Source organism: Ancylobacter sp. SL191 (assembly GCF_026625645.1).
GTDB lineage: Bacteria > Pseudomonadota > Alphaproteobacteria > Rhizobiales > Xanthobacteraceae > Ancylobacter.
Genome location: NZ_CP113056.1, coordinates 1,271,998 through 1,290,437, shown reverse-complemented (window position 1 = coordinate 1,290,437; position 18,440 = coordinate 1,271,998). Strand labels below are relative to the sequence as shown.

The following is an 18,440-nucleotide window of genomic DNA, read 5'->3' as shown; positions in this document are numbered from 1 at the left end:
CTGAGGGAACGTGCGCGTGGTTAATGTTGCGTTACCGCCGCACCACCGCGCCGCCGTCCTCCCGCTTCATGCCTTGTGGTAGGGGTGGCCGGCGAGGATGGTGGTGGCGCGGTAAAGCTGCTCGGCCATCATGACGCGAACAAGCTGGTGTGGGAACGTCGCTCGTCCGAAAGCGATGAGGCGGTCGGCCCGCCCCCGCGCCGCCGGGCTCAGCCCGTCCGCGCCGCCAATCAGGAAGGATAGCGCGCGCACGCCGCGATCGCGCAAGGCGGCGATATCGGCGGCGAGTTGTTCGCTGGAAAGTTCGGCCCCACGCGGGTCGAGCCCCATCACCGCCGTCTCGGCCGCGAGCGCGCCGATGATGCCGGCGCCCTCCTCGGCCATGCGGTCCTCGGGGCGGCGGGCCTGGCTTTCGCCGATTTCAAGCACATCCGGGCCCGACAGGCCGAGCGCACGCCCGCCCTTCGCGGTCCGGTCGATATAGCGTGCGCACAGCTCCCGCTCGGGACCGGCCTTGAGCCGGCCCACGGCAACGATCACCAGTCGCACGCGCGCCGCTCAGCCGTGCGGCGTGCTGGGCAGGGCCGCGGCCACACCCTTGGTCGCGCCGCCCGGGTGGGCGCCCGACCACATCTTCTCGATGTTGTAGAAGCCGCGGACTTCCGGCTGGAAGACGTGGACGATGATATCGTTCGCATCGATCAGCACCCAGTCGCAGGACGGCATGCCCTCGACCCGGATGCCCTTGACGCCGCGCTCCTTGAGCGCCTCGACAAGGTGATCGGCGATGGCGCCGACATGGCGCTGGGAACGGCCGGACGCCACCACCATATAGTCGGCGATGGTGGTCTTGCCGCGCAGTTCAATGGAAACGATATCCTCGGCCTTGTCGTCGTCAAGACGGGCCAGGGCCAGGGCAAGAATCTCCTCGGCGTCGTAACGCGGTTCGGAGACGGGTGCAGTCGCCGGGCTGGAGGCGGCTGCTGAGAGCGCCATGATGGACAGGGGTCCGGATCCTCTCGTCAATTCGGCAACGGACACGGCGCAGACCTCCACGCCGTTAATGCCGGCTTAAAATAGTCTCAAAGGGCTCATTTTTCAACCAGCGTGGCCGTGGGGCCGCCGCCGGCTCTTCCCATGCCCTGCCGCCGCAGCGCAGTAGAGGACAAGGGCGACTTCAATCCATGCAGGAAGACCCAGGCGGGTGCCGCCCGATCCGCCAGCGTGGCCGCTTGCGCCTCATTGATGCGGAAGCGCCCGAGCGCGCCCGCCGCCGGCGAGGCCGTGGCCTTCAGCGAGCAGCCCGCCCGGTCGATCACCGCGATGGGCAGCAGTGCCGTCAGATCCTTCCAGCGCTGCCAGCGATGGAAGGAGGTGAGATTATCCGCCCCCATCAGCCAGACGAACCGCACCTGCGGATAGCGGCGCACCAGCGTGGCCACCGTGTCATAGGTGAAGCGGGTGCCGAGCCCCGCCTCCAGCCCGGTGGGGATGAGAGCCGGGTGATCCGCCATCGCCCGCGCCTGCGCCAGCCGCTCATCGAGCGGGGGCAGGCCGTGATTGTCCTTCAGCGGATTGCCCGGCGTCACCAGCCACCACACCCGGTCAAGCCGCAGGCGCTTCAGCGCCAGCAGGCTCACCGCGCGATGGGCGGCATGGGGTGGGTTGAAGCTGCCGCCGTACAGCCCGATCCGCATCCCCGGCGTGAGCGGGGGAATGCGGGTCGCGGCCGCCAGCGGCGCCGGCCCTGTGGTCGGCAAGGCTGCATCCGTGCCGATGGCACCGCCCTCCGCTCAGCGGCGGAAGGCGACGGGGTCAGCCGCCATTCTTCTCCGCCTCCATGCGCGCCTTCAGCGCGAGCAGCTTGGCGAAGGGCGAATCGGGATCGACCGGCTTGTCGCGACGCGCATCCTGGCGCGGCTCGTGGCGCGGTTCCTGCCGCGCATCCGGCCGCTGGTCCTGCCGGCCACCAAAACGTTCGCCCTGCGGGCGCGGCCCACGGCCACCGCCGGGACGCTCGTCGCGCCGGGCTTCCCCGCGTTCGCCGCGATTCTCATCACGGCGCGGCGGACGACCGGAACGCTGGGCCTCCCCCCTCGGGACGCGGCGCGCGCGCCTCGGGACGGCGGTCGTCGCGGAACGGACGACGTCCACCCTCACCACGGCCAGCCTCGCCCTCGCGGGCAGGAGCCGCGGCGCCGGCGGCAGCATCACCGGCCGGAGCCTCGGCGCGGCCGGAACGGGCGGGCCCGCCTTTGCCGCGATGGCCCGGACGATTCTGGCCCGGCGGACGGCCGGGACGCCAGATCTCGATCATGGCCGGCTCGGCCGGCGCCTCGGCAGCAACCTCAGCCGCGGCAGCCGCCGCCGACGCTTCCTCGGCCGACGCTTCCACAGGCGTCTCGACAGCCGCCTCCAGCGCCGGCTCGACGGTCTGGTCGAACACCGGATCGGTGAAGACCTCGCCGCTGACGGCCGTGACATCGGCGGTGATCTCGACCGGCTCGGCGGCAACCGGCGCGACAGCCTCAGCGACGGCCTCCGGTTCCAGCGCAGGCTCGACCGTCTGGTCGAAGACAACGTCGGTGCCGACCGGCACCTCAGCGGGCGCCTCGGACGTGTCCGACACCACCTCGACCGCAGCCGGCTCGGCCGGAGCGGCTTCGACGGGCGCAGTCTCGACCGGGGCGGGGCGGCGCTCCATGCGGTAGCCGAGCGAACGCAGGATCGAGGCGAAATCCTCGCCCGCGCAGCCGGCCAGCGAGGTCATGGCGACGGTGGCGAGGAAGCCCGAGCCGTCAAAGGCGCCGGCCGGCTTCTCGCCGGAAGCTCCTGGCCGCCAGGCGAGCGCCGGGCGGATGAGATCGGCGAGGCGCTCGAGAATATCGACGCGCACCGCCCGCTCGCCGGCGACGCGGAAACCGACGGCGCGGTAGAGGCCCTTCTGGATCTCCGGGTCGACCGGAATCGAGGTGCGGCCCGAGGCGGCAAGGTGCGGGAGCTCATCGAGCCCCTTCTGCTGCAGGCCACCATGCTTGAGAGCCCAGAGCTGGGCGGCCAGCGCGCGCGGCGCCGGCTTCAACAGCGCCGGCAGGTAGATGTGATGGGCGCCGAATCGCACGCCATGACCGCGCAGCACCGCGCGGGCCTCCTGCGCGAGGCTCTTCATCTCCTCGGCGACCTTGTGGCGCTCCAGCACGCCGAGCGACTCGACGAGCTGGAAGGCGATGCCACGGCCGATGCCGGTGATATCCTCGGCCTTGCCGAGCGCCAGCAGCGGGCCGAGGAGCTTCTCAATATGCGACTTGAGCCACAAATCGAGGCGCGCCTGCACCGCGTCGCGGGCGGGGCCGGTCAGATGCTCGTCGGCGATGATCTTGAGGCGCGGGGTCAGCACCTCCTCGCCGGGGATCAGCTTGGCGACCGGATCGCCGATCCAGCGCAGCGTGCCGTCGGCGGAGAGCACGAACGCATCGTCCGCCGCCTCCGCGAGCTTCGCAGCGCGTGCCTCGATCTCGCCGGACAGCGCCTTCTGGGCGGTAGTGCGCAAGGCTTTCGCCTCGGGCCCACCGGCCGACGCATCGGCGGCGAACTGGAAGCCGAGCAGATGGCCGATCACATGGCCTTCCACAATGACGTCGCCGGTCTTGGTGATTTCAGTTTCGAGCATCGCATTCTCTCGCAGGCGCCGCATCAGCACGCTGGTCCGTCGATCCACGAAACGGTGGGCCAACCGTTCGTGAAGCGCATCGGAAAGCCTATCTTCCACACGCCGTGTGACACCCCGCCAATGGTCCGGGTCGTCGAGCCAGTCCGGCCGGTTTGCCGCGAAGGTCCAGGTACGAACCTGCGCAATGCGCCCCGACAGCGTGTCTATGTCACCTTCCGTCCGGTCCGCCAAGGCCACTTGTTTCGCGAACCAGTCCGTCGAGATGCGTCCGAGGCGCATCAGATCGTCATAGACGGTCGAGACGAGGTCGGAATGGGAGGCCGGAGATACCTTCCGGTAGTCCGGCAACTGGCAGGCCTCCCACAGCCGTTCGACCGCGTTCGCGCCCTGCGCGTGGCGGCGAATGGCGGGATCGCGGGCCATCGCCTCGAGCACCAGCACATCCTCGGCGGTGGGTGCGCGGGTGAGCCCCTCCTCGCGCGGCACCACGCTCAGCGAGCGGTGCAAAGCCTCGATGGAGCCGAAATCAAGCGCGCTGTTGCGCCATTGCAGAACGCGGTGCGGCTCGAAGGCATGGGCCTCCAGGCGCTCCACCAGCTCGGCGTCGAACGGCTCGCAGCGCCCGGTGGTGCCGAAGGTGCCGTCGCGCTGTGCACGCCCGGCCCGGCCGGCGATCTGGGCGATCTCGCCGGGATTGAGCCGGCGGAACTGCCAGCCGTCATATTTCACATTGCCGGCGAAGGCGACGTGATCGACATCAAGGTTCAGGCCCATGCCGATCGCGTCGGTGGCGACGAGATAATCGACATCGCCATTCTGGTAGAGCTCGACCTGCGCGTTGCGGGTGCGCGGAGAGAGCGCGCCGAGCACCACCGCCGCCCCGCCGCGCTGGCGGCGGATCAGCTCGGCGATGGCGTAGACCTCATCCGCCGAGAAGGCGACAATGGCCGAGCGGCGCGGCAGGCGGGTGAGCTTCTTCTCGCCGGCGAAGGTGAGCTGGGAGAGGCGCGGGCGCACCAGAATGTTCACGCCCGGCAGCAGCTTCTCCACCAGCGGGCGCATCGTGGCGGCGCCGAGCAGCAGCGTCTCCTCCCGCCCGCGCCGGTTCAGCAGGCGGTCGGTGAAGACGTGGCCACGGTCGAGATCGGCGGAAATCTGGATTTCGTCCAGCGCAACGAAGGCGACGTCGAGATCGCGCGGCATCGCTTCGACGGTGGACACCCAGAAGCGCGGATTGGCCGGCTTGATGCGCTCCTCGCCGGTGATGAGCGCCACCTGCCCCTCGCCGGCGCGCTCGACCAGGCGCTGATACACCTCGCGGGCGAGCAGGCGCAGCGGCAGACCGATGAGGCCGGAGGAATGGCCGAGCATCCGCTCAATGGCGAGGCTGGTCTTGCCGGTATTGGTCGGGCCGAGCACGGCGGTCACGCCCCGCGCGCGCAGCGAGGGCGGCAGCGCCTGGATGCGGGGGTAAGGGGCCTTGCCCGGCGGGGCGATGTTCATGGGGCTTGTTGTCCGTCGGGCCGGCGGGAGGGCCCTTGTAGCACGAGGCCGGAAGGATGAGCGACACGCCTCGCGCAGCGGCAGTCACAATGCCGCGCGACCATCCGCGCCCGGAACATGGGCGCTGGACAGGCGCCCCGCCAGAGGCTCAGGGAACCTGCGCGCGGGTCGGCTTGGCGCCCCGGCCGACCATCGGCTCGCTGACGAAGCTCTCCGCCTGGATCTGCGCGACGCCGATGGCGGTGTTCACGCTGGCACGGAACGGCACAAGCATCCGCGTGCCGGCGATCGGCGCCAGCCAGACGAACATTTCCTTGTTGTTCATCATGTATTTGACGCCGGCACGGTTCGGCTTGTGGCCGGCGACCGGGCGATAGGCGATGCGGCAGACCACGCTCGGGCCGGCATAGCCGCCCTTCTCCGCCTTCACATCCTCCATTCGCTCATAAGAGAGCTGGAGGTCGTAGCGCTGGCGCCCGTCGAAGATCGATAGCACGCGGTCACAGGCCTTTTCCGACAGCGCGTCATCGCCGCCGGGCACCATGATAAGGGCGGCGGACATGGGGTCGAGAATGCCCTTCTTGTCCTTGTCGGTCACCGGCACGCGGTCCGGCGATTCCGAGACCGGCGGCTCGACGCGCATCTCGGTGACGGTGTCGCGGCTCATGACGAGGCGGATCGCCTCGGCCTTGCGGTCGGACTCGGCTTCCATGGCGAAAGCGCGCGGCTCCAGCGCGCCACGGGCGACCGCCCCGCGCGCGCCCGCAGTGCCCTTGCCGGGCGAGACCGCCTGCGCCATGCCGGTGAGGCGGGCGCTGCCGGACGCTGTGTAGGAGCGCTCGTCCACTTCCAGCAGCAGCGCCGCGCGGCCGAGTTCCAGACCCGCCAGCGAGAGCGTGTAGCGCGCCTCAAGACGCCCATCCGCGTGAGCGGATGCCGCTACGCCGGAACCGGCGAGCGCAAGGAGCGCCGAGAGGCCAAAGCGATGCATGAAGACACGGATCCCGAACCACAGGGCGAATCGTCACCGATTGCGCCAGACTGTCATTTATCCCGGATTCCGATGGCGGCGGAAGGCGGCGGAACTGTGACTCGCCCGCTCACGAACGCGGCACGCGCGACCCGTGCGAGCCCTCCATCCGGCTTAACCGGCAGGCCGGCCTTGACGGCGCCGGGGGCTTCCTTATAGGAGCGCACCTCTAATTCACCGATGCCGTATGCGGGATCGTCAGGCTTTTGTCATAGCCTGCGGCGCAGCGGCTGCGAACTTAAGGAAGTCCACGATGTCCCGTCGGTGCGAACTTACCGGGAAGGCGGTTCTGACCGGCAATCTCGTGAGCCACTCTAACCGCAAGACCCGTCGCCGGTTTCTCCCGAACCTGGTGAACGTGACGCTCACCAGCGACGTGCTGAAGCGTTCGGTCAAGCTGCGCGTGAGTGCCAACGCTCTCAAGACTGTCGATCATCGCGGCGGCCTCGATGCGTTCCTCGCCAAGGCTTCGATCGACGAGCTGTCGCCGAAGGCTGCCGAGCTGAAGCGCGCCGTGGCCAAGGCCTCGGTTGCCGCCGCGGCCTGATTGCCATGAAGATCGCCGGCACCGAGGTTTCGGCCACGCGCCTCGCCATCCCCGTCGCCGCCATGATGGCGGTGGTGGCGGCCTCGAATGTGCTGGTTCAGCACCCCGTGGAGTATCTCGGCCTCGCCGAGGTGCTCACCTGGGGTGCTTTCACCTATCCGCTCGCCTTTCTCGTCAATGACCTGACCAACCGCCGCTTCGGCCCGGCCGTGGCGCGGCAGGTGGTCTATGCCGGCTTTGCGCTGGCGGTCGTGCTGTCGATCTGGCTGGCGACGCCGCGCATCGCGCTGGCCTCGGGCTCGGCCTTTCTGGTCGGCCAGCTTCTCGACATCGGCGTGTTCAACCGCCTGCGTCGCCTGAGCTGGTGGCACGCCCCGCTCGCCGGCAGCCTGCTCGGCTCGGCGATCGACACGGTGCTGTTCTTCTCGCTCGCCTTCGCCGGCGATGTCGATATGTCCGGCCCGGTGACCTATGCCACCACCGGCATCACCGTCCCGCTCTGGGTTGGCCTTGCCTTCTTCGACTTCCTGGTGAAGGTCGCCTGCGCGCTGCTCGCGCTCATCCCCTATGGCGCGCTGATGGGCTGGCTCAAGCCCTGGAACGGCCAGCAGGTTCGCGGCACCTTCGCCCGCTGAGCTCTCTCCCCGCCCCTATTCGACGACCGCGAAACGCAGCAGCAGCGTGCGCTGGAGCGGCGAGAAATTGTCATCCGACATCAGCGTGAGGATGAGCTCGCCCGCCGCGTTGCGGTGAAGGGCGATGGCTTCCATGTTGTCGATGGACGCCGCACGGTTGGCCTGCAGCAGCGTTTCGCCGGTAATCGCCGCACCCTCACGGATCTCCGACAGCGGAAAACGGCGCAGCCGCAGGGCAACGCCGCGCAGCGCATCATAGCGCCGCTCCAGCAGATAGACCTGCCCATCATCGGAGATCGCGGCGTCAGTGGCGGAGAACTCGTCCACGCGCGTGATGGTGAATCGCCCCGTCAACGCGGGCTTCGCACCCGGATCGAACAGGAAGCCCGGCAGCACGCCGGGATCGGATGGGCTCTCTTCCCCGATGACGATGATGGGCGCCGGCGTGGCGCCCGGCGGCGCCAGCAGCGCCTCCGGCCCCTGATTATTGCCGAGACCCATGAGGGCCGGATCGGCGATCAGCCGTTTGCCGGGCGCGGTCAGCGGCCCGGCGGGAAAGCTCCAGACCTCCTGCTGCCGCTCGATGCCGACGACATAGCCCGTCGCCGTGCGCGCCAGCGATTCCACGTCGCCACGCCCATCCCGCGCCAGCGTGCGGTCCTTGGCGGCCTGTATCGGCGCCATCAGCGCGCCGCTGATACCGGTCGGCCGGTCGCCCTCCGCCTCGATGCGCCCGGCCAGCCACATGCCCTTGTCGGTGATGGCACGGAAATTCGCCCCATCAGGCTGGATGACCAGCCCGGAAATGCCGCCGAAATCCGCCGCGGGGGAGGAGAGCACCAGCCCGCCGCGAAACTCCAGCGGGCCGAAGCGCCGCGCCCCGCCGGGCTCGAAACGGTCAACGGGGATAGCCGTGGCGTTCACCTCGATGGGGGCGACCTGGGCCTGCGCCCCACCGGCCCAGAGGAGCAGCAGCCCGGCAATCACCGCGCGTGAAACACCCGCTGAATAAAGCATCCTCGTCCCTATCCTCAGCGTCGCGCCGGCAGCATGCGCAGGATCAGCCCGTCACGCCGCACGAAATGGTGCCACAGCGCGGCGCCCACATGCACCACCACCAGCGCCGCGATGCCATAGGCGAGCGCCACATGGATGCGCCCGGTGCCGAGGCTTTTGCCGAAAGCGCTGGTCGTCACCGCCCCGAGGATCGGCTGGATGAGGATGGCGAGGTACAGAACGCCATGGGTGGCGTGGGCGAGGATGTGCTGCCAGCGCGGCATTCCGGCGGGCAGCGGCGGCGCCGGGTGCGTCAGCCGCCAGACGATGCGCAGCACGACAAGCCCAAGCACCGCATAGCCGGAGAACAGATGCAGCCGGAACAGATAGAAGCGCGGGTCTGATCCCCGCTCGAAATAGCCCCAGCTCCAGCCGGTGGCGAATTGCACGAGGATGAGGGCCGCCACCGTCCAGTGCAACAGGCGGGCAACGCGGTCATAGGCAATCGGCATCTCGGCATCCGAATCGGGGGTGACGCTCCGGCACCATATTGCGATGCGAAGGATTTCCATGCCATGTCAGGCGGAGATGGTCGGCGATGACCCGTTTCGGGCATGATGCATAGGGAGGCAGATTTGGCAGGCGCCACTCGATCAAAGCGCGCGCCGACGCCGCCCCGCACCGACGATACCGCCGCCCCAGAGGCGCCGGAGCCCGCCCGCCCGGTTCGCCGCAGCTCCCGCTCGGCCGAGCCGCGCACCCCGCGCCGGCGCAAGCGCATCGAGGCCAAGCGCACCGCGATTCTCGATGCGGCGCTGATGCTGTTCTCCCGCCACGGCCTGCACGGCACGACGGTGGAGCAGATCGCCGAGCAGGCGCAGGTGTCGAAGACCAACCTGTTCTACTATTTCGGCTCGAAGGACGAGGTCTATGTCGCCGCGCTCAGCCGGCTGCTCGACCAGTGGCTCGACCCCTTGCGCAGCCTCGATCTCGACAGCGACCCGGTGGCCGGCATCGGCGAATACATCCGCCGCAAGATCCTGTTCTCGCGCACCCACCCGGAAGCCTCGCGGCTGTTCTGTTTCGAGATCGTGCAGGGCGCGCCGCTGTTGCGCCGGGAGCTGGAGACCTCGCTCAAGGAACTGGTCGACGCCAAGGCCGAGGTGATCCGCGCCTGGACGGCGGCGGGACGGCTCGCCCCGGTCGATCCCCACCACCTGATCTTCTCGATCTGGGCGACCACGCAGCATTATGCGGACTTCGCGGTACAGATCGACGCGCTGCTCAATACGGGGCTGGACGACGAGGCCTTTGCGGAGGAGGCTGCACGCAACATACAACGCATCATTCTCGATGGCGTGCGCGTGCGAACGGGCGGCTGATATCGGGAAGCTCCAGGGAGCCGCCATGCCGTCCCGGCCACTGCACCGCCGCCAGCTCCTGCGTTCGGGAGCCCTGGCCACGCTCGGCACGCTGTTCGCCGCGCCCTTCGTGAGCAGTGGCGTGCTCTCCACCAAGACGCTGGATGTCGATGCGCTGCTGTTCGACCCCGAGGCGCCGGTGGGCGGCAACCCGAAGGGCGACGTCACCATCGTCACCTTCTTCGATTACAATTGCGGCTACTGCCGCAAGGCCGCGCCGGCACTTGCCAAGCTGGTGGCCGACGACGGCCATGTGCGCCTCGTCTACAAGGATTGGCCGATATTGGCCGAAAGCTCGGTGGTCGCCGCGCAATATGCCCTCGCCGCCAAATATCAGGGCCGCTATGAGCGCGCCCATGAAACGCTGATGACCGCTTCCCTGCGCGGCGACACCGGCCGGTTTCCCGCGCTGCTGGAGAAAGCCGGGATCGACCGCAAAAAGCTCTCCGCCGATCTCAAGACGCATGGGCAGGCCATCAGCGCCCTGTTGAAGCGCAATAATGAGCAGGCCGAGGCGCTGCAGCTTCCGGGAACGCCGGTCTATCTCGTCGGCCCCTACAAGGTTGCCGCCGCGCTGGACTATGAAGGCTTCGCCAGCGTCGTGAACGACGCCCGCACCCGCGCCAAGACGAAATAGGCCGGGGCGAACGCCACAAACAAAAAGGGCGCGCCGTGGCGCGCCCTTGCTGTGTCAGCCGGCCTCAGAGGGCGAGGCAGACATATTTCATGTCGAGATATTCCTCGATGCCGTATTTCGAGCCTTCGCGGCCGACGCCGGATTCCTTCACGCCGCCGAAGGGCGCGACTTCCGTGGTGATGACGCCGGCATTCACGCCGACCTGGCCATAGCGCAGCGCCTCGGTGACGCGGAAGGCGCGGGAGAGATCGCGGGTGTAGAAATAGCAGGCGAGGCCGAACTCGGTGTCGTTGGCGAGGCGGACCGCCTCCTCCTCGGTCTCGAAGCGGAACACCGGGGCGACGGGCCCGAAGATCTCGTCGCGGGCAAAGTTCATCTCCGAGGTGGCGTTGGCGATGACGGTCGGCTGGAAGAACTGGCCACCGAGTTCATGACGGCCACCGCCGGTGATGACCTTGCCGCCCTTGGCCAGCGCGTCGGCGACGAAGCTCTCGGTCTTCTCCACCGCCTTGGCGTCGATCAGCGGGCCCTGCACCACGCCGTCCTCGAGGCCGGAGCCGACCTTGAGCTTGGCGGAGGCGGCGGCGAACTTCTCGACGAAGGCGTCATAGATGCCGGCCTGGGCGTAGAAGCGGTTGGCGCAGACGCAGGTCTGGCCCGAATTGCGGTATTTGGAGGCGAGCGCCCCCTCCACCGCCTTGTCGAGATCGGCATCGTCGAAGATGAGGAAGGGCGCATTGCCGCCCAGTTCCATCGAGACGCGCTTTACCGTGTCGGCCGCCTGCTTCATCAGCACCTTGCCGACCGGCGTCGAGCCGGTGAAGGTGATTTTGCGCACGATCGGGCTCGACGTCATCTCGCCACCGATCTGCGAGGCGGAGCCGGTGAGGATGTTGACCACGCCAGCGGGATAGCCGACCTGCTCGGCCAGCACGCCCCAGGCGAGCGCCGAATAGGGGGTCTGCGTCGCCGGCTTCACCACCGAGGTGCAGCCGGTCGCCAGCGCCGGGCCGATCTTGCGGGCGAGCATGGAGGACGGGAAGTTCCATGGGGTGATCGCGGCCACCACGCCGACGGCCTGCTTGGTGACGAGGATGCGCCGGTCGCCCCAGGGCGAGGGAATCGTGTCGCCATAGACCCGGCGGGCCTCCTCGGAGAACCAGAGGATATAGGCGGCGGACATGCCGACTTCGCCCATCGACTCGGCGAGCGGCTTGCCCTGCTCGATGGTGAGGAGCTCGGCGAGCGCGCGCTGGTTGTCCATGATGGCGGCGTAGAGCTTGCGCAGCATCTTAGCGCGCTCATCCGCCGTGGTGCGCGAGAAGCTCGCAAAGGCCTTGTCGGCCGCGACGATGGCACGCTGGGCCTCGGCCGTGCCGGCATTCGGCACGGTGCCGATCACCTCGCCGGTCGCGGGATTGGTGACGTCGATGGTGGCGCCGCTATCGGCGGGCACCCACGCACCGTCGATGAAGTTCGCCTCGCGCTTGAAATCCGCCCAGTTCATGGGTCTTGCCCTCCGGTTCGGCAGCGCCCTCATGGCGCTCCCGCCTGAGGGCTATCTAGCGCCACGGGGACCGGCGGACAATCGGCCTTGTGATCACAAGGCTTGTGCAGCTTCAGGCGCCGCGCGCTGGCGGGCCGCGCGCGTGCTCGCTGTCAGTTCACGGCCGCGCCTCGTGCAAGAGCGGAGCAAAGCCGCCGAAGATCATGCGCTTGCCGTCGAAGGGCATGTCGGTCATGTCCTTGAGGCGCGGGTCTTCCATGAAGGCCTTCATGCCCGCGTCGCGCACCTCCTTGGACGGCCAGACGACCCACGAGAAGACAACGGTTTCATCCGCCTCCGCCTTCACCGCCCGATAGAAATCGGTGAGCTGGCCGTGCGGGACATCGTCGCCCCAGTTTTCAGCCAGAGAGAGCGCGCCATGATCGAAGAAGACCGGCGCGGCCTTTGCGGCCATCTCGCGATAGGCGTCCTTCTTGGCGGTGGGCACGGCGAGCAGGAAGCCGTCGACATAGCCGACGGCGGGGCTGGTGGTGCTCATGGCGTTTCCTCGGTGTGATGTGTGGGATGGTCAGGAGGCTGGCGCCATCTCGGCGGACAGGGCTGCCATGTCCATGAAGAAGGGCTCCCAGACATGCCCGTCCGGATCCTCGAAGCTGCGCGAATACATGAAGCCGAGATCCTGCGGCGCGCGCGGGTCGGCCTTACCGCCCCCGGCAACAGCCCGCGCCACGACGGCGTCGACACAGGCGCGGCTTTCTTCCGTAAGCGCGAACAGCGCGCCGGTCGTCGCGTGGCTGTCGGCGATGGGGCGTGGGGAAAACTGGGCGAATTTCGAGTGCGTGAGCAGCATCAGGTGAATGACATCCGAGACAACCATGCAGGCGGCGGTATCATCGGAAAACTGCGGGTTCTTTCGCGCCCCGATGGCCTCGTAAAAGGCGATGGCGCGGCCGAGGTCGCGGACGGGAAGGTTGATGAAGATGAGTGTGGGCACGGCGTCCTCCTGAAGTGAAAAGCTTCCGCAAGGGCACGTCCTTGACCAGACATAGAGGACATGGTTAGTCATAGCAACCATGGAGTTAATAAAAATAACTGATGAATTCATCAAAAACCGTCGTCGGTACGACGATGCCTGCGCCGCCGCCCATGCGCTCGACCTGATCGGCGAGCGCTGGTCGCTCCTCGTGCTGCGCGAGCTGATGCTGGGGCCGAAGCGGTTCGGCGACATCAAGGCCGGGCTGCCGGGGATCAGCGCCAATATCCTTACCCAGCGGCTGGAAGCGCTCGAGGTGGCGGGCATCCTTACGCATACGCGCCTGCCCCCGCCGCATTCCGTACCGGTCTATGAACTGACAAGTTGGGGCTATGAGGCCGAGCCGATCCTGCAGGTGCTCGGGCGCTGGGCCTCGCGCTCGCCGGCGCATGACCCCTCCCTGCCCTTTGGCGCGGTCTCCCTGCTGCTCTCGCTGCGCACCATGTTCGCGCCCGAGCGGGCGGGCGACATGCGCGCGACCATCGGGCTCGATCTCGATGGCGAAACGTTCACCCTGCGCATCCGCGACGGGGCTTTCGAGGCCGAACGCGGCGCCGCCAAGGCGCCGGACGTGGTGTTTGCCGGCGCCGCCCGGATGGTGGCAGCAGCCATCTATGGCGGCCAGGCCCTCGACACGCTGGAAGCCGCCGGCGCGCTGGTTCTGCGTGGCGACAGGGCGGTCGCGGCGCGCTTCGTCACGCTGTTCCCGCTGCTGCCCAAGGCCGAACGCCCGCCTGCATGACATTGCGGAGCCCAGCCGGCATTCCGCCACCATCTGGCATATGCCGTGCATCGTAAAATGAGACCAACCACCTGCCGGAGGGGCCATGGCCGTCTTCATCGTGTCGTTCGAACTTGCCGCGCCCGAGAACACCGCCGCGATGATCGAGGCGATCCGGCAGATGTCGTGGACCCAGATCGGGCCAACGACCTTCGCCGTCGCGACCGAGGAGACGGACGAGGCGCTGTTCTACCGGCTGCGCGAGTTCACGCAGGACAAGGACAGCCTCTACATCGTGCTGGCCCGCAAGCCCTATCGCGGCATGGGTTTTCGCGAGGTGAACTACTGGCTGGAGGACAATCTGCGCTGGTGAGCCGATGGCCGCGTGCGCCGTCCGGCCCAACAAAAAAGCCCCGGCTCGCACCGGGGCTTTTGCATGTGGCGGCGTTGGCCGCGATCAGTTGCTGTTCCGGTTGCCGAAGAGCTGGAGCAGCATGATGAAGAGGTTGATGAAGTCGAGATAGAGCGTCAGCGCGCCCATGATCGCCTTGCGACCGGCCACCACATCGTCGTCGCCGGCGAAGTACATTTCCTTGATGCGCTGCGTGTCCCAGGCGGTCAGGCCGGCGAAGATCAGCACGCCCGCCACCGAGATGACGAACTGCAGCATCGACGAGGCGAGGAAGATGTTCACCACCATGGCGATGATCAGGCCGAACAGGCCCATCACCAGGAAGGAGCCCATCGCCGAGAGGCTGCGCGAGGTGCTGTAGCCATAGAGGCTCAGAGCACCGAAGGCCGCGGCGGTGATGAAGAACACCCGCACGATGCTGTCATGGGTGTAGACGAGGAAGATCGAGGCCAGCGAGACGCCGACCAGCGCCGCATAGAGCCAGAAGATGCTCTGCGCCGCGCCGACGCTGAGCCGGTCGACCCGGAAGTTCAGGAACAGGATGGCGGCGAGCGGGGCGAAGATCACCACCCAGCGCAGCGGGCTGAGGAACAGCGCGACACCGAGATCGGTGAGGTAGATGTTCGGCGCGATGGCCGCCGCGGTCGGCACATCGGAGACGGCGAGCATGTAGATGCCCAGCGCCGCCGCGCCGGTGATGGCGAGGCCGAGCGTCATGTAGTTGTAGACGCGCAGCATATAGGCGCGCAGGCCCTGGTCGATCTCGGCCTGCGTCCGCGCCGCCGTCGCCCCGAAGCGCGGCACGGAGACGTTGCGGTTGTAGTCGGACATGGTCGGATCCTCTCCCGTCGGTGGCGCGCCAGCGTGCCGAGACGGCCCTGACGCAGTGTTACCGGGAATATGAGGTCCGCACCCGCCTGCCGCAAGTTAAGTTTGCGACAGGCTTAACGCGCCCGCACGCCCAACCGGCGCGCTGAGCGTCACAGGTTGCGCAGGATGCGTGCCGGCTTCTGCCCGAGCGCCCGCCAGGTGCCGATGAGCCCGAAGCCCACGGTCAGCACCAGCGCGATGCCGACCGCGCTGAGCGCCGCGCTGCCCGACCAGGCGAAGGCGACCTTCATCACCTGCGTGGTTACCAGATAGGCGGCGGCCGAGCCGGCCCCGAGCGCCACCACCGCCGTCACAAGGCCGAGCGCGGCATATTCGAGCACATAGGCCAGCACGAGCCGGGCGCGGGTGGCCCCGAGCGTCTTCAGGATCACGGCGTCATAGACCCGGTGATGCTGGCCCGCTGCCAGCGCGCCGGCGAGCACGAGGACGCTCGCCACCAGCGTGACGAGGCTCGCGCCGCGGATCGCCAGCAGGAGGTTCGCGACGATCTCGCCGATCTGGCTCAGCGCCTCCTTCACCCGTACCGCCGTGACGGCCGGGAAGTCCCGCGCCACCGCGCGCGACACACCACTCTCCACCCCCGCCTCGCCGCCGCCGGGCAGGGTGAGCGTGGCGATGGAGGTGTGCGGGGCGCCGCGGAACGTGTTGGGCGAGAACACCATGACGAAGTTGATGGCGAGCCGCTCCCACTCGACCTGCCGGAGATTGGCGATGCGGGCGGTGATCGGCCGTCCGAGCACATTCACCGTCACGCTGTCGCCGATCTTCAGCCCGAAGGCATCGGCGATCTCCTTCTCGAAGGACACCAGCGGCGGGCCGGCATAGTCGGCGCCCCACCAGTCGCCCTCGACGAGGCGCGAGCCCTCCGGCAACGCGTCGGCATAGGTGATGCCGCGATCGGAGGAGAGCACCCAGGCGAATTCCGGCGGCGGGGTGATGCTCTCGGCCGGCCGGTCGCCGAGCGTGATGAGACGCCCGCGCAGCATCGGCACGAGTTCCACCGTGCCGGCCGGCGCCTGCTGCTGCAGGAAGCTGGCGAAGCGGTCCGTCTCGGTGTTCTGGATGTCGAGGAAGAAGAAGCTCGGTGCCTGCTCGGGCAGGCGCGACGTCAGCTCGCGCGTGAGGCTGCGGTCGATCAGCGACAGCGTGACCAGCAAGGTGAGCCCCAGACCCAGCGACAGCACGATGGTCGGGGTCAGCGCCGCCGGGCGGTGGATATTGGCGAGCGCCAGCCGGGCCTCGGTGAGGCGCGGGCGCGGCAGGCGGCGGGCAAGCGCCATGATGCCGGTGCCGACGAGCCGGAGCGTCACCAGCACGCTCGCCGAGGCGATGAGGTAATAGACCGCGATGCGCCGCTCCTCGGAGGCCGCCACCGCCAGCGCCGCAAGCGCGGCAACCGCAAGCACGGTGAGGATCATGTAGGAGCGCCGGGGTCGCCGGCCGCGCGTCTCCACCTCGTCGCGGAACAGCGCCGAGACCGGCACGTCATGCGACAGACCCAACGGCCACAGCGCGAAGGCAAGCGCGATCAGCGCGCCATAGGCCACCGCCAGAAGCAGCGCCGCCGGTTGCAGACTCGGCTCGATGGCGATGGGCAGCAGATAGCCGAAGGCCGCGTTCACCGCGAAGGGCAGCGCCGCCCCCACGACGAGGCCGATGGCGATGCCGATCGCGGCGATGAGGCCGACCTCGACCAGATAGATGGTGAACACCGTACCGCCCGGCGCGCCCAGGCTCTTGAAGGTGGCGATGACGCCGCGCTTGGCGTCGAGGTGGCTTTTGACCGCATTGGCGACGCCGACGCCGCCGACCAACAGGGCGGTGAGGCCGACCAGCGTCAGATATTCGGTGAAGCGGCGGACATTGTTCTCAAGCCGCGGGGCGGCGGCATTGCGCGTGCGCGCCTCGAAGCCCGCCTGCGGCGCGCCTTCCTGCACGCGCTCGACGAAGCCGGTGAGCGCGGAAGGATCCGTCATTTTCACCCGGTAGTGCCAGCGCACGAGGCTGCCAGGCTGGAGAAGCTGCGAGGCGCGCAGCGCGTCGAGCGACACCATCAGGCGAGGCCCGAAGCCAATCCCGGTGGAGAGCGCGTCCGGCTCGCGGGTGATAAGGCCGGTGAGGCGCAGCGTCGCCTCGCCGAGCTGGAAGGCATCACCGACCTTGATTCCGAGCCGCTCGGCCAGCGCCGGGTCGGCCAGCGCGCCGAAGCGGCCGTCCGCCAGAGCGAGGGCGCGGTCGATGGGCTGTGGCGGGTCCGTCTCCATGGCACCGACCATGGGATAGGCGCCATCCACCGCCTTGGCCTCGACCAGCGTAGAATTAAGGCTGTCGCCCGCGCCGGCCCGCGCCATGGCGCGCAGCGTGGCGATGGTCGAGACGTTGCCGCCGGCACGGATCAGCGCCAGTTCCTCGGGGCTGGCCTCGCGCTGGACGAGGGTGAACGCCGCGTCGCCGCCGAGCAGCGTCGTGCCCTCGCGGGCGAGGCCGTCGGTCAGGGCGCGCGAGAAGGAACCAACGCCCGTGATGGCGGCGACGCCGAGCGCCAGACAGGCGAGGAACACGCCGAACCCACGTACGCCGCCGCGCAGTTCGCGCAGGGCAAAGCGCAGGGCAAGCGAGGCGCGGGCGCGCGGCCCGAGCGTCGCCGGGCGCGCGGTCTCGGCGCCCGAAGAGGTGGCGGCCAGACTCATGCCGGCACCCCGGCGCTCATCTCCGTCTCGGCCGCTTCGTCGCCCTCGATCTGGCCGGAGCGCAGGCGGATGGTGCGGTCGCAGCGGCGCGCCAGCGCGAGGTCATGGGTGACGATCACCAGCGTTGCCCCGCGCCGGGTCTGCGCGGCGAAAAGCAGGTCCATGATCTGACGGCCGGTCGCCTCGTCGAGATTGCCGGTCGGCTCGTCGGCGACAAGGATGCGCGGCTCCGGCGCGAGCGCGCGGGCCACCGCCACGCGCTGCTGTTCGCCGCCCGAGAGCTGCGAGGGGTAATGGTCGAGCCGGTGGCCGAGGCCGACCGAGGCCAGCTCCGCCGCCGCCCGCTCGAAGGCGTCCGCCCGCCCGGCGAGTTCCAGCGGCACGGCCACGTTCTCGATGGCGGTCATGGTCGGGATGAGATGGAAGGCCTGGAAAACGATGCCGACATGCCGGCCGCGAAAGCGCGCCAGCGCGTCCTCATTGAGCCGTGTCAGTTCCTCGCCCGCCACCGTCACCGTGCCGGAATTCGCCTGCTCCAGCCCCGCCAGCACCATCAGCAGGCTCGATTTGCCGGAACCCGACGGCCCGACGAGGCCGACCGCCTCACCCTGCCCTATATTGAGCGACACACCTTTGAGGATATGAACGCGCGCCGCGCCGGAGCCGAGGGAGAGTTCGACCTTGTCGAGGGTGATGGCGGGCTTGGATGAGGAGTTCGGCTGCATGTGGTCCTGGGCGTTCGTCGGC

19 protein-coding genes are annotated in these 18,440 nt (G+C 68.7%); 6 read left to right on the top strand and 13 right to left on the bottom strand.

Going from position 1 to position 18,440, the window contains the following annotated elements; translation table 11 throughout:
- Positions 1-66 precede the first annotated feature (66 nt).
- The 5 genes from rlmH to OU996_RS05930 all read right to left on the bottom strand — a co-directional run bounded on the left by rlmH (position 67) and on the right by OU996_RS05930 (position 6,164).
- On the bottom strand, positions 67-549 hold the full coding sequence (rlmH, locus tag OU996_RS05950) for a 23S rRNA (pseudouridine(1915)-N(3))-methyltransferase RlmH (protein WP_267584713.1): 483 nt from the start codon (positions 547-549) through the stop codon (positions 67-69).
- Between the two features lie 9 nt (positions 550-558).
- On the bottom strand, positions 559-996 hold the full coding sequence (gene rsfS, locus OU996_RS05945) for a ribosome silencing factor (RefSeq protein ID WP_267585615.1): 438 nt from the start codon (positions 994-996) through the stop codon (positions 559-561).
- A 95-nt stretch (positions 997-1,091) separates the two neighbouring features.
- A complete protein-coding gene (locus tag OU996_RS05940; protein ID WP_267584712.1) occupies positions 1,092-1,760 on the bottom strand; it encodes a nicotinate-nucleotide adenylyltransferase in 669 nt (222 codons plus the stop codon).
- A gap of 296 nt (positions 1,761-2,056) precedes the next feature.
- On the bottom strand, positions 2,057-5,173 hold the full coding sequence (locus tag OU996_RS05935) for a helicase-related protein (protein ID WP_420712703.1): 3,117 nt from the start codon (positions 5,171-5,173) through the stop codon (positions 2,057-2,059).
- A 148-nt stretch (positions 5,174-5,321) separates the two neighbouring features.
- Positions 5,322-6,164, bottom strand: coding sequence for a DUF3108 domain-containing protein (locus OU996_RS05930; protein ID WP_267584711.1), 843 nt, complete (start codon positions 6,162-6,164; stop codon positions 5,322-5,324).
- 292 nt (positions 6,165-6,456) lie between these two features.
- On the opposite strand from OU996_RS05930, the gene rpmB reads away from it, so the two are divergent.
- Positions 6,457-6,750: a 50S ribosomal protein L28 gene (gene rpmB, locus OU996_RS05925; protein WP_267584710.1), complete on the top strand. Its 294-nt coding sequence runs from the start codon at positions 6,457-6,459 to the stop codon at positions 6,748-6,750.
- 5 nt (positions 6,751-6,755) lie between these two features.
- Positions 6,756-7,385 (top strand): queuosine precursor transporter, encoded by a 630-nt coding sequence (locus OU996_RS05920; RefSeq protein ID WP_420712702.1) that lies wholly within the window; start codon positions 6,756-6,758, stop codon positions 7,383-7,385.
- Positions 7,386-7,400: 15 nt separating this feature from the next.
- Here the strand turns inward: OU996_RS05920 and OU996_RS05915 are convergent, their stop codons facing one another.
- On the bottom strand, positions 7,401-8,402 hold the full coding sequence (locus OU996_RS05915) for an esterase-like activity of phytase family protein (protein ID WP_267584709.1): 1,002 nt from the start codon (positions 8,400-8,402) through the stop codon (positions 7,401-7,403).
- Positions 8,403-8,416: 14 nt separating this feature from the next.
- The gene (locus tag OU996_RS05910; protein WP_267584708.1) at positions 8,417-8,893 is read right to left on the bottom strand and encodes a cytochrome b; all 477 of its coding nucleotides are present in this window, start codon (positions 8,891-8,893) and stop codon (positions 8,417-8,419) included.
- A gap of 123 nt (positions 8,894-9,016) precedes the next feature.
- Between OU996_RS05910 and rutR the strand changes: the two genes are divergently transcribed.
- Both rutR and OU996_RS05900 read left to right on the top strand, forming a co-directional pair.
- Entirely contained in the window at positions 9,017-9,763 is a 747-nt protein-coding gene (rutR, locus tag OU996_RS05905; RefSeq protein WP_267584707.1) for an HTH-type transcriptional regulator RutR, read from the top strand.
- 25 nt (positions 9,764-9,788) lie between these two features.
- Positions 9,789-10,439 carry a DsbA family protein gene (locus OU996_RS05900; RefSeq protein WP_267584706.1) on the top strand — a complete coding sequence of 217 codons (651 nt, stop codon included), beginning with the start codon at positions 9,789-9,791 and terminating at the stop codon, positions 10,437-10,439.
- Between the two features lie 64 nt (positions 10,440-10,503).
- Here OU996_RS05900 and OU996_RS05895 read toward each other — a convergent pair whose 3' ends face one another.
- The 3 genes from OU996_RS05895 to OU996_RS05885 form a co-directional block, all read right to left on the bottom strand.
- Positions 10,504-11,946, bottom strand: a complete 1,443-nt coding sequence (locus OU996_RS05895; protein ID WP_267584705.1) for an NAD-dependent succinate-semialdehyde dehydrogenase — start codon at positions 11,944-11,946, stop codon at positions 10,504-10,506.
- A gap of 157 nt (positions 11,947-12,103) precedes the next feature.
- Positions 12,104-12,484, bottom strand: a complete 381-nt coding sequence (locus tag OU996_RS05890; RefSeq protein ID WP_267584704.1) for a DUF1428 domain-containing protein — start codon at positions 12,482-12,484, stop codon at positions 12,104-12,106.
- Between the two features lie 30 nt (positions 12,485-12,514).
- Positions 12,515-12,940 carry a VOC family protein gene (locus OU996_RS05885; RefSeq protein ID WP_267584703.1) on the bottom strand — a complete coding sequence of 142 codons (426 nt, stop codon included), beginning with the start codon at positions 12,938-12,940 and terminating at the stop codon, positions 12,515-12,517.
- A 79-nt stretch (positions 12,941-13,019) separates the two neighbouring features.
- On the opposite strand from OU996_RS05885, the gene OU996_RS05880 reads away from it, so the two are divergent.
- Positions 13,020-13,721, top strand: coding sequence for a winged helix-turn-helix transcriptional regulator (locus OU996_RS05880; RefSeq protein ID WP_267584702.1), 702 nt, complete (start codon positions 13,020-13,022; stop codon positions 13,719-13,721).
- A gap of 85 nt (positions 13,722-13,806) precedes the next feature.
- Positions 13,807-14,073, top strand: coding sequence for a hypothetical protein (locus tag OU996_RS05875; protein ID WP_267584701.1), 267 nt, complete (start codon positions 13,807-13,809; stop codon positions 14,071-14,073).
- 84 nt (positions 14,074-14,157) lie between these two features.
- Here the strand turns inward: OU996_RS05875 and OU996_RS05870 are convergent, their stop codons facing one another.
- The 3 genes from OU996_RS05870 to OU996_RS05860 form a co-directional block, all read right to left on the bottom strand.
- Complete coding sequence (locus OU996_RS05870; protein ID WP_267584700.1) at positions 14,158-14,943, bottom strand: Bax inhibitor-1/YccA family protein; 786 nt, start codon at positions 14,941-14,943, stop codon at positions 14,158-14,160.
- A gap of 149 nt (positions 14,944-15,092) precedes the next feature.
- A complete protein-coding gene (locus OU996_RS05865; RefSeq protein ID WP_267584699.1) occupies positions 15,093-17,693 on the bottom strand; it encodes an ABC transporter permease in 2,601 nt (866 codons plus the stop codon).
- Positions 17,690-18,418 carry an ABC transporter ATP-binding protein gene (locus tag OU996_RS05860; RefSeq protein ID WP_267584698.1) on the bottom strand — a complete coding sequence of 243 codons (729 nt, stop codon included), beginning with the start codon at positions 18,416-18,418 and terminating at the stop codon, positions 17,690-17,692. Before OU996_RS05860 ends, OU996_RS05865 begins: the two co-directional genes overlap by 4 nt.
- Positions 18,419-18,440 lie beyond the last annotated feature (22 nt).